8 protein-coding genes and 2 pseudogenes are annotated in these 9,197 nt (G+C 67.0%); 3 read left to right on the top strand and 7 right to left on the bottom strand.

The genetic code is table 11. The features are described 5' to 3' along the window. Together TY51_RS22415 and TY51_RS02855 are read left to right on the top strand one after the other, a co-directional pair. Positions 1 to 431 (top strand): annotated as a pseudogene (locus TY51_RS22415) (hypothetical protein); the annotation flags it as partial. A 47-nt stretch (positions 432 to 478) separates the two neighbouring features. Further along, positions 479 to 2,617, top strand: coding sequence for a histidine kinase dimerization/phosphoacceptor domain -containing protein (locus tag TY51_RS02855; RefSeq protein WP_042245626.1), 2,139 nt, complete (start codon positions 479 to 481; stop codon positions 2,615 to 2,617). On the opposite strand, the gene TY51_RS02850 is transcribed toward TY51_RS02855, so the two are convergent. Together TY51_RS02850 and TY51_RS02845 are read right to left on the bottom strand one after the other, a co-directional pair. Then, positions 2,598 to 3,065: a response regulator gene (locus tag TY51_RS02850; protein WP_042245623.1), complete on the bottom strand. Its 468-nt coding sequence runs from the start codon at positions 3,063 to 3,065 to the stop codon at positions 2,598 to 2,600. The genes TY51_RS02855 and TY51_RS02850 overlap by 20 nt on opposite strands. Continuing rightward, a complete protein-coding gene (locus TY51_RS02845; RefSeq protein WP_042245620.1) occupies positions 3,062 to 4,177 on the bottom strand; it encodes a histidine kinase dimerization/phosphoacceptor domain -containing protein in 1,116 nt (371 codons plus the stop codon). Before TY51_RS02845 ends, TY51_RS02850 begins: the two co-directional genes overlap by 4 nt. A 118-nt stretch (positions 4,178 to 4,295) precedes the next feature. Between TY51_RS02845 and TY51_RS02840 the strand changes: the two genes are divergently transcribed. Further along, a complete protein-coding gene (locus tag TY51_RS02840; protein ID WP_052649701.1) occupies positions 4,296 to 4,913 on the top strand; it encodes a hypothetical protein in 618 nt (205 codons plus the stop codon). Here TY51_RS02840 and TY51_RS02835 read toward each other — a convergent pair. From TY51_RS02835 to TY51_RS02815, 5 genes and pseudogenes are all read right to left on the bottom strand, one after another. Continuing rightward, positions 4,910 to 5,698 (bottom strand): ABC transporter permease, encoded by a 789-nt coding sequence (locus tag TY51_RS02835; protein ID WP_042245618.1) that lies wholly within the window; start codon positions 5,696 to 5,698, stop codon positions 4,910 to 4,912. The genes TY51_RS02840 and TY51_RS02835 overlap by 4 nt on opposite strands. Next, complete coding sequence (locus TY51_RS02830; protein WP_042245615.1) at positions 5,695 to 6,576, bottom strand: ABC transporter permease; 882 nt, start codon at positions 6,574 to 6,576, stop codon at positions 5,695 to 5,697. The genes TY51_RS02835 and TY51_RS02830 overlap by 4 nt, the downstream gene beginning before the upstream one ends. Then, entirely contained in the window at positions 6,569 to 7,633 is a 1,065-nt protein-coding gene (locus TY51_RS02825) for an ABC transporter ATP-binding protein (protein ID WP_042245612.1), read from the bottom strand. Before TY51_RS02825 ends, TY51_RS02830 begins: the two co-directional genes overlap by 8 nt. Before the next feature lie 49 nt (positions 7,634 to 7,682). After that, complete coding sequence (locus TY51_RS02820; protein WP_042245609.1) at positions 7,683 to 8,801, bottom strand: extracellular solute-binding protein; 1,119 nt, start codon at positions 8,799 to 8,801, stop codon at positions 7,683 to 7,685. Positions 8,802 to 9,011: 210 nt separating this feature from the next. Continuing rightward, positions 9,012 to 9,197, bottom strand: a pseudogene (locus TY51_RS02815) (hypothetical protein); the annotation flags it as partial.

The raw sequence follows: 9,197 nt of genomic DNA, 5'->3' as shown, positions 1-9,197 counted from the left end.
ATCTGGACTATCTGCGCGGCAGCCACGCCTTTCGCACGGCCATCGATCCGCTGCTGGACGCCGGGTCACGGGGGATCGGCTGGCGGCCTGTGATGCTGTCGAATGCGACCGCGCGCGATCTGGCGGACCTTGGCGCGGCCCGCCCGTCCCCCGTGGCCCCGCCCGCCCTGCCCGACGCCGCCGCCATCGCGGGGGCGCTGTATGTGGTCGAGGGGTCGGCCATCGGCGCGACCCTGATCGCGCGCAGGGCCGCGGCCCTTGGATTCACCGCGGATCACGGCGCGTCGCACTTGGCGCTGCAGACGGGCGATCCGCGGCGGTGGCGGCGGTTCCTGGACTGGCTTCAGGTGGCCGATCCCGACCCTGTGGTGGCGGTGGACGCCGCACGGGCGGTGTTCCGGACGGCCATGGCCGCGTTCATGCTCCGATAAACGAAAAGCAATTGGACCGCTGGACCCGCCCGGCTTAGAAATCAGGGATGTCGACCGCGCATTCCAGCCTTGCCCATGCCGATGACCTGACCGCCTGCGACCGTGAACCGATCCATATTCCCGGATCGATCCAGTCGCATGGCCACCTGTTGATCGTGGACCCGGCCAGTGGGCGGATCGTCGGCGCCGCGGGACGATCCGACAGCCTGACGCGCGATCTGATCGGCCAGGACTTGGCGCAGGTGCTTGGCGGCGCGCTGGATGGCATGACGGACGCCGTGCCCGATACCGGTCCCGTTCCCCTGGGCTCCGTGCAGATCGACGATGTGTTCTGGGACCTGCTGGCCTATCGCAGTGGCGCGCATGTCGTGATCGAGATGCTGCCTGCGCTGGACCAGCCGCCGCTGGACACCCGGTTCCTGGGCCGGATGCAGGCACTGGACGCGGCGCTGGAACGGTCGTCGTCGCTGCCCGACCTGATGCGGAACGCGGCCACCGTCTTTCGCCAGCTGACCGGCCATGCGCGGGTGATGATCTATCGCTTCATCGACGACGAGGCCGGGGCCGTGGTGGGCGAAAGCCGGGCCGACGGCATGGGCACGTTCATGAACCACCATTTCCCCGCGACCGACATTCCCCGTCAGGCCCGCGCCCTGTACGTGCGCAACCGCGTGCGCGTGATCGCCGACGTGCAGGCCCCCGTCCAGCCGATCACCGGCAGCGTCCCCGGGATCGAGACCATCGACCTCAGCGATTCGATGCTGCGCAGCGTATCCCCCGTCCACCTGCACTATCTGCGCAACATGGGGGTGGGCGCGTCGGCGTCCATGTCGATCATCAAGGATGGCGCGCTGTGGGGGCTGGTCGCCTGCCACCACCCCGAGCCGCGCGATCTGTCGCTGGCCACGCGGCTGGCCTGTCAGTCGATGGCCGACAGCCTGGCCCGCCAGATCCGCCTGCGCGAGGAGACGCTGCTGTACCGCGAACGCATCCGCCTGCGCGCGCATGAGGATACGGTGCTGGCCCGGCTTGGCCCCGATGACCGGCTGGACCAGTTCTTTGCCCAATCGGCGGGTCCACTGGCCGAGCTGGTGGGGGCCGATGGGTTCGCCGCCGCGCAGGGCAGCGAGCTGTTCCGGTTCGGCAGCTGCCCCGATGCGGCGGCGCTGCGCCATCTGGCCGACCATGTGCAGCAGTCGGCCTCGATCACGCCGTTCGTCAGTTCCGACCTGGGGCGCGACATCCCCGCGGCGCAGGCCTATCGCGACGTGGCCAGCGGCATGCTGTCGGTCACCATGTCGACCGAAGTGCCGACGATCCTGATGTGGTTCCGCGCCGAAAAGCTGCAGGTCGTGACCTGGGCGGGCAATCCACACAAGGACGCCCCCGCCGTGCCCGGCGCCACGCTGGAACCCCGCGCCTCGTTCGCGGCATGGTCGGACGAGGTGCGCGGCAAGTCCCGCCCCTGGACCGCCGCCGAGATCGAGGCCGCCAGCCGCCTGGTCCGCCTGATGCTGGAGGCGCGCAGTTCGCGCCGCATCCGCCGGCTGAACGCCGAACTGTCGATCACGTTGCGCGAGAACGAGAACCTGATCCAGCAAAAGGAATTCCTGCTGCGAGAGGTCAATCACCGCGTCCAGAACAGCCTGGCGCTGGTGGCATCCTTTCTGCGCATGCAGGGTCGCGGTGCCGACCCGCAGGTTCGCGCACAGCTGGACGAAGCGCAAAGCCGGCTGGCGGCTGTCAGCCTGGTCCACCGCCGCCTGTATCAGGATGACAGCGCCCAGATCGTGGACCTGTCGATCTATCTGGAAGAATTGCTGCACGACATGAAGTCGTCGCTGGACCCGGCATGGTCCGACGCGATCCAGACGGAATTCGCGCCGATCCTGGTGTCGGCGGACAGGGCGATCAGCATCGGCCTGCTGGTCAACGAAGTGGTCGCGAACGCGATCAAGTATGCCTATGGCGGCCAGCCGGGCCCGGTTTCGGTGGTGCTGTCGCAGACACGCACCGGGTTGCTGCTGTCGGTCACCGACAGCGGCGTGGGGTCGGACGGGTCGATCAAGGGCACCGGGTTCGGCATGCGGATGGTCGCGTCGCTGGTCGAACAGCTGGACGGCCAGTTGCAGTCGGACGGCAATGCGCCCGGACTGCGCGTGGTGATCACCGCCCCTCTGGACTGACGCCCCACTGCGCGGCAAAGGACGGCGATGCGACGAAGCTGCCCGGTTCCGGCGACACCGGGGGCGGGTCGCACACGCCCTCCTCCAGATACTTCAGTGCCGCGACAAAGCCGGCCGAGGAAAACGGCTTGGCGATGACGCCATGGGCGCCGTCAAAATCGTCGGGGATCTTCTTGGGGTTTGCGGTGACAAACACCACGATCGTATCCGGCCACTGTTTCTGGATGGCACTGTTCACCTGCAGCCCGGTGCTGCCGCGCGCCAGCTGCATGTCGACCAGCGCCACGTCGGGGGCCTTGTCGGCGGGCAGCGCCATCACGTCCTGCAGCGACGAAGCCACGGCCAGAACCTGATGGCCGGCATCCTCGATCATCATCTCGATATCCATCGCGATGATGAACTCATCCTCGACCACAAGGATCGACAGCGGCGCCTTTGGGCGGTTCATGAATTTTCCTTGTCGATGACGACGGTGACCTGGATCGACCCCTGGTCGGTCCTGGACCAAGCCACGCGCGTTCGTGTCTGTGCGGCAAGCCGCGAAATGATCTGTTCGTTCACCCCGGACGGGGAATAGACCGGATCGGCCCCCCGGACCGCCATCTCGGCCGGACCAAAGCCGATGGACAATTCGACCCGCGCAGGGGTCGTCCGCGAGGAGATGTCGAAGACCTGCCCCGCTTCGGCGTTTTCGGGGCGGATCATGTGGGTCAGTATCTCGTTCACGATCAGGCCGATGGCCGCGGCCTGTCCGGCAGGCACCTCGGCCCGGCCCAGATCGGCGCGGATGCGGATATCGCAATCGGCCCGGCTTTGCGTCAGGTCGGAGGCCAGGTTCACCGCATAGGACCCGATGTCGAACCGCGTCACGTCGTCGGCTTGGTACAGATGGCGGTGCACGGTGGCCAGCGCGTCGATGCGGGTCATCATGGCACGCAACATTTCGGCGGTGTCGCTGTCGGCAGCCTCGCGCAGCTGCAGACGCAGGATGGACCCGATCATGGTCATGTTGTTCTTCACGCGGTGGTCGACTTCGTGCAGCAGCAGACGCTGTGCATCCAGCGAATCACGCAGCTCGGCCACGCGACGCGTCACCTCGGCCTCGACCCGGGATTTCTCGCGCGCCATGCGCGACTGCACGTCCACCCTGTCGGTCACATCCAGCTGCGACGCGAAAAAGAACCGGATCGTGCCGTCGTCATTGCGTACGGGGCTGAGGTACAGGCCGTTCCAGAACGATGTGCCGTCCTTGCGATAGTTCAGGATGTCGATCGATATATCCGTGCCCTTGCCGACCGCTTCCCTGATCTGTGCGATGGAATCGAGGTCGGTATGCGGCCCCTGCATGAAACGGCAGTTCCGCCCGATGATCTCGGACCGGTCATAGCCTGACAGGCGCTGGAATGCGTCGTTTGCAAAGACGATGGGGTTGTCCGGCAGGTTCGGGTCGGTGATGACCATCGACATCCGCGTGGCACGGACGGCGGCCGCGAACGGATCGCCCCGGCCCTGTTCATGATGCAGCGCCTCGGTCAGGTGCCAGTCTTCCCGTTCGTCCACGTCGCGTCCCTTGTAAACCTGCGCCAGACCTTGTCGTCTGCTTCAAGACACTGCCGCCTTGATTGGTTCCGGCTTATCGGAAAAGGATCGACGCGACACGGCCCTGCAAGGTGACATGATGACCGCGACGACACAGCTTCCCGACCTGATCGCCCGGCTGCGCGATCTGGCCCAAGGTCCTGGCCGGTGCATGGTCGCGCTGGCGGGGCCGCCGGGCGCGGGGAAAAGCCACGTGACCGACGCGCTGCTGGCCGATCTGCCGGGGGCGGCGCTGCTGCCGATGGACGGATACCACCTGGACGACCGGCTGCTGTCGGCGCGCGGCGATCTGCCGCGCAAGGGGGCGCCCTGGACGTTCGATCTGGACGGCTTCGCGGCGATGCTGGACCGGCTGGCCGCCGATGACGGGCGCGGCGTGCTGGTCCCCGTGTTCGACCGCGACCTGGAGATCAGCCGCGCCGCCGCACGCGAGATCCCGGCCTCGGCCCGGCTGATCCTGGTCGAGGGGAACTATCTGCTGCTGGACCGGCCCGGCTGGCGTGATCTGGCGCATCACTTTGCGTTGACCGTGATGCTGGACGTGCCGCAATCGGTCCTGCGGGCGCGCCTGACCGCCCGATGGCGCGACCTGCCCCCAGATCAGGCCCGCGCCAAGCTGGAGGCCAACGACCTGCCCAACATGGAACTGGTCCTGACCGCCAGCCGGGCGCCCGACCTGATCCTGCCGAACGGCTAGGCCGCGCGCCGCCTGCGCGCGACCTCGTATGCGATGGCGCCGATCACCGTCGCCACGATGATGATCAGCGCCAGCGCGTTCACCGCGGGCGTCAGCCCGGTGCGGACCTTGGTGGCGATGAACACCGTCAGGGGCGTCTCGAACCCGCGCACGAACAGCGTGGTGTTGTAGTTCTCGATCGACTGCAGCACCGCAAGGCCCGCCGATGCGACCAGCGCGGGGCGTAGGAACGGCAGCGTGACGCGCCGGAACACCATCACGCGGGACGCGCCAAGGCCCAGGGCCGCCTCCTCCTGCGTGCGGTCGAACCGCTGCAGGCGGGCCATGACCATCAGCATGACATAGCAGATGATGAAGGTGGACTGCGCCAGCACGATCAGGAACACACCGCCGCCGACGCCCATCTGCCGCCACAGGATCAGGGTGGAAATGCCGATCACCACCCCCGGCGTCAGCAGGGGCGACACCATCACCGCATAGGCGAAACTGCGCGCCCGTGCATGCAGCGATGTCAGCACCAGCGCCGCGGCCGTGCCCACCGGCACCACGATCACGACAACGCAGACCGCGACCAGCACCGACGTCCACAGCGACTGCCACATGGCGGCGTCGGCCCACATGGCCGCGAACCATTCGGTGGTCGTCCCCTGCCACGGGATCACCGTAGGAAAGCGGCTTTCGTTGAAGCTGGCGGCACCCATGATGATCAGCGGCGTGAACAGATAGGCCGCGAACACGACCAGATACAGCCAGAACATGGCGTTGAAGATGCGTTCCGCCCTCATTTCGCGACATCCGTCAGGTTGACGCGGAACAGCCGCAGGGTGACCAGAACGACCGCCAGGCACAGCACCAGCAGCACCAGCGCATAGGCCGCACCCCGGTTCCAGTCGCCGCCCTCGAAGAACCAGTTGTAGATGATCTCGGTGAACCATCGGCTGCCCGGCGACCCCAGCAGCGCGGGCGCGACATAGCTGCCTGCGGCCAGCATGAAGGTGAACACGAAGCCCGTGGCGATGCCCGCCTTGGCATGCGGGATCACGACACGGGTGTGGATCCGCCAGCGGGATGCGCCCAGGTCACGGGCGGCCTCTATCTGGGCTTTTTCCAGCGATTCGATGGCATTGTAGATCGGCAGCAGCATGAACAGGATATAGGCATAGACCATCGCGGCCAGCACGCCGCCATTGCCCTGCCAGCGGATCGGGGCCTCGATCAGGCCGATGTTCATCAGCACCGCGTTCAGCGGCCCGCGATAGGCCAGGATGATGAACCAGGCCAGCGTGCGCAGAACCTCGTTGATGAAGAACGGGATGATGATCAGCATCAGCGCGATCGCCAGCTGACCGGTCGTCGCCCGCTGCGCCATCCAGAAGGCGATGGGATAGCAGACGGCAAACGTCACCGCCGCCACCAGCCCACTGGCCCAGATCGTCTTGAAGAAGATCGCCCGATGGGTGGGTTCCCCCGCCAGATACAGGATGTTCGACAACGTATAGGTGTCGTCCGGCCCTCCAAGCGCGGCGGGCGGCAGGTTCGGGCGCAGGGCGTAATCGATCATCATCAGGTTCGGGGCCAGGACCATCACGGCCAGCCAGAACAGGACCAGGATCAGGAAGATCGTCGAAAGCCCCGGTCCGAAACGGTTTTTCAGATCACCCATCGCCCAGCACCACCGCATGTGCGTGCTGGAACCCGAACGACGCGCGGTGCCCCGGCACGGGCGCATCGGCCAGCCGCGTCGACGGCACCGAGGCCGTCAGCGCCGCGCCGCTGTCAAAGCGGCCATGGACCAAGGCGAACGAGCCTTCAAAATCGACCCTATCTATCTGCGCCTGCAGGGGGTTTTCACCGCCGCCGGGCATCAGCGCCTCGGGGCGGACATAGATCGTGCCCTGAGCGCCCGGCACCGCACCCTGCCCCGCGCGGCCCAGCAGCGGGCCCAGTTCGGTGTCGATGCGGGCGGTGCCTGCCTGCACATCGGTGATGCGGCCCGGAATGGCGTTCGTTTCGCCCACGAAACGGGCGACGAAGGGGGTGGCGGGGTTGTCGTACAGCTCGCGCGGGGTGGCCACCTGCTGCAGCAGGCCCGCCGACATCACGGCGACGCGGTCCGACATGGCCAGCGCCTCGGACTGGTCGTGGGTGATGTAGATGAAGGTGACGCCCGTGCGTTTCTGCAGCGCCCGCAGTTCGGCGCGCATGTGCTGGCGCAGCTTCAGATCCAGCGCGGACAGCGGTTCGTCCAGCAACAGGACACCGGGTTCCACGGCCAGGGCGCGGGCAATCGCCACGCGCTGACGCTGGCCGCCTGACAGTTCGCCCGGCATGCGGTCGCCGTATCCCTCCAGCGCGATCAGGCGCAGCAGGTCGTCGGCCTTGGCGCGGCGTTCCGCACGACCCACGCCGCGGGCCTCAAGGCCGAAGGCGATGTTGTCGCGCACCGACATCAGCGGGAACAGGGCCAGCGACTGAAAGATCATCGCGGTCGGGCGCTGGTTGGGACCAAGCCCCTTCATGTCCTGATCGCCGATCAGCACGCGCCCGTCGGTCGGCTCGATAAAGCCCGCGATCATGCGCAGGATCGTGGTCTTGCCGCAGCCGGACGGGCCGAGGATGGAAAAGAACTCTCCGGCCTCGACCTTGAAGCTGACATCGCTGACGGCGCGGGTGGTGCCAAAAGTCATGCCGATGCCGGCAAGTTCGACCGAATGGGACATTGTGTCTCCTGCAAGGAAGGGGGGCGGCGGTGGCCGCCCCCGGTTGGGTTCAGGCCGACAGGAAGCGGTCCTGATACTCGTTGCGCTTGGTGATGTACCAGCTTTCCTGGATCGGCCACCACCACAGCTTTTCAAGCGCATCGCCCGGATAGGCGGCGGCGAAGAACGCCTTGGCCTCGTCCGAGGTCAGCTGATCGGACCCGACCGCGGTCGAGTTGATCTTGGTCGCGTTTGTGTACATGGCGCCGGCCTCGGGCGTCAGGAACCAGTTGATGAAGGCATAGGCCCCGTCCAGGTTCTCGGCGCCCGTCGGGATCGACAGACCTTCCATCCAGGCCAGCGCGCCTTCCTTGGGCGCGACGAAGCCCACGGGCAGACCCTCGCCCGCCAGCGCGGCGGCGGTCGAATCCCAGGTCTGGCCGACGGTCGCGCCATTGACGCGGAATGCGCCCTGGGCCTCGTTCTCGTTGGTCCAGAACTGGATGATGTTGCCCTTGCGCGCGATGGCCTCGGCCAGGATCACGTCAAAGATCTCGATCTGCGCGTCGGGATCGGTGAAGGCATCCAGCAGCGGCCGCGGCAGCTTGCCCTCGGCCTCCAGCCACAGCCCCAGGCCGATCAGCGAGGAATGCCCGCGCACGGTCGCCTGCGCGCCGTCCTTCCACAGATCGCCATACGACGCGGTGCCGTATTCCAGCGGGTTCTGGTCGCTGTCAAAGGCGATCGCCTCGGTGCCCCAGTCGGTCGGCACCTGGTACCGCGCGCCGTCCACGACCGCGCCCAGGTTGACCGAGTTTTCCCAGGCACTGGGCAGAACCTTGGCAACCTCGATGCGGGATTCGTCCAGCGGCTGGATCAGGCCGAACTCGACATAGTTCGGGACGCGGTCGACGGTCGGCCAGATCAGGTCGAACCCGCCGCCATTGTTGGCGCGCAGCTGGTTCAGCAGCTCGTCATTGGTGCCATAGGGGGTGAAATTCGGGGTGATGCCGGTGGCCTCCTGAAAGGCGCCCAGGATCTCGTCGTTCAGATAGCCGGCCCAGGCAAAGATGTTCACCTGCCCCGCGCCCTGCGCCATGGCGCGCCGCGCCAGGTAGGGAGAGGCCAGCGCCACGCCAGCCGTGGCCGCAGCCCCGCGCAGAAGGCCGCGTCTGTCGATCCGTGTCATAGAAAGATCCTCCATGTCGTTGTCACTCAGCCGTTTCCCGTTATCGGGCATGCGTGTCGATAAAATGACACGCCGCCAAGGGCTTTGGCTTGGCCCGCAGCCTAGACCGGGGCCGCGCCAAGGCAAAGTGTCTTGTTGGGCAGAGGGGCGCGCCATGGAAAAAGGGCCGCCCCGGATAGGACGGCCCTTGCTGCGCTGCAGGCGTTTCGATCAGCGGGCGGTTTCGCGCACCAGCTGGCCCTGCGGGTCCAGTTCCAGGGTGACGGTCTCTCCGTCGGGGTTGGTCGCGTCCAGCATGACGCGCGGCCCCTCCTGGCGCATCAGGCCAAAGGCGCTGTAGCCCGCCTGCGTCAGACGCTGGTTTGCGGCCACGGTGTCGAACTGCGGCGCGGGGGG

The organism is Paracoccus sp. PAMC 22219, from assembly GCF_000787695.1.
Classification (GTDB): Bacteria; Pseudomonadota; Alphaproteobacteria; order Rhodobacterales; family Rhodobacteraceae; genus Paracoccus.
The sequence above is the reverse complement of the archived record's forward strand: the minus strand, read 5'-3'. Positions and strand labels throughout refer to the sequence as shown.

What these genes read in the sequence shown, in the direction of transcription:
- TY51_RS02825 (WP_042245612.1), bottom strand. Translation starts at nt 7,633, where the DNA reads ATGTCCCATTCGGTCGAACTTGCCGGCATCGGCATGACTTTTGGCACC.
- TY51_RS02840 (WP_052649701.1), top strand. Translation starts at nt 4,296, where the DNA reads ATGACCGCGACGACACAGCTTCCCGACCTGATCGCCCGGCTGCGCGAT.
- TY51_RS02850 (WP_042245623.1), bottom strand. Translation starts at nt 3,065, where the DNA reads ATGAACCGCCCAAAGGCGCCGCTGTCGATCCTTGTGGTCGAGGATGAG.
- TY51_RS02835 (WP_042245618.1), bottom strand. Translation starts at nt 5,698, where the DNA reads ATGAGGGCGGAACGCATCTTCAACGCCATGTTCTGGCTGTATCTGGTC.
- TY51_RS02855 (WP_042245626.1), top strand. Translation starts at nt 479, where the DNA reads ATGTCGACCGCGCATTCCAGCCTTGCCCATGCCGATGACCTGACCGCC.
- TY51_RS02830 (WP_042245615.1), bottom strand. Translation starts at nt 6,576, where the DNA reads ATGGGTGATCTGAAAAACCGTTTCGGACCGGGGCTTTCGACGATCTTC.
- TY51_RS02820 (WP_042245609.1), bottom strand. Translation starts at nt 8,801, where the DNA reads ATGACACGGATCGACAGACGCGGCCTTCTGCGCGGGGCTGCGGCCACG.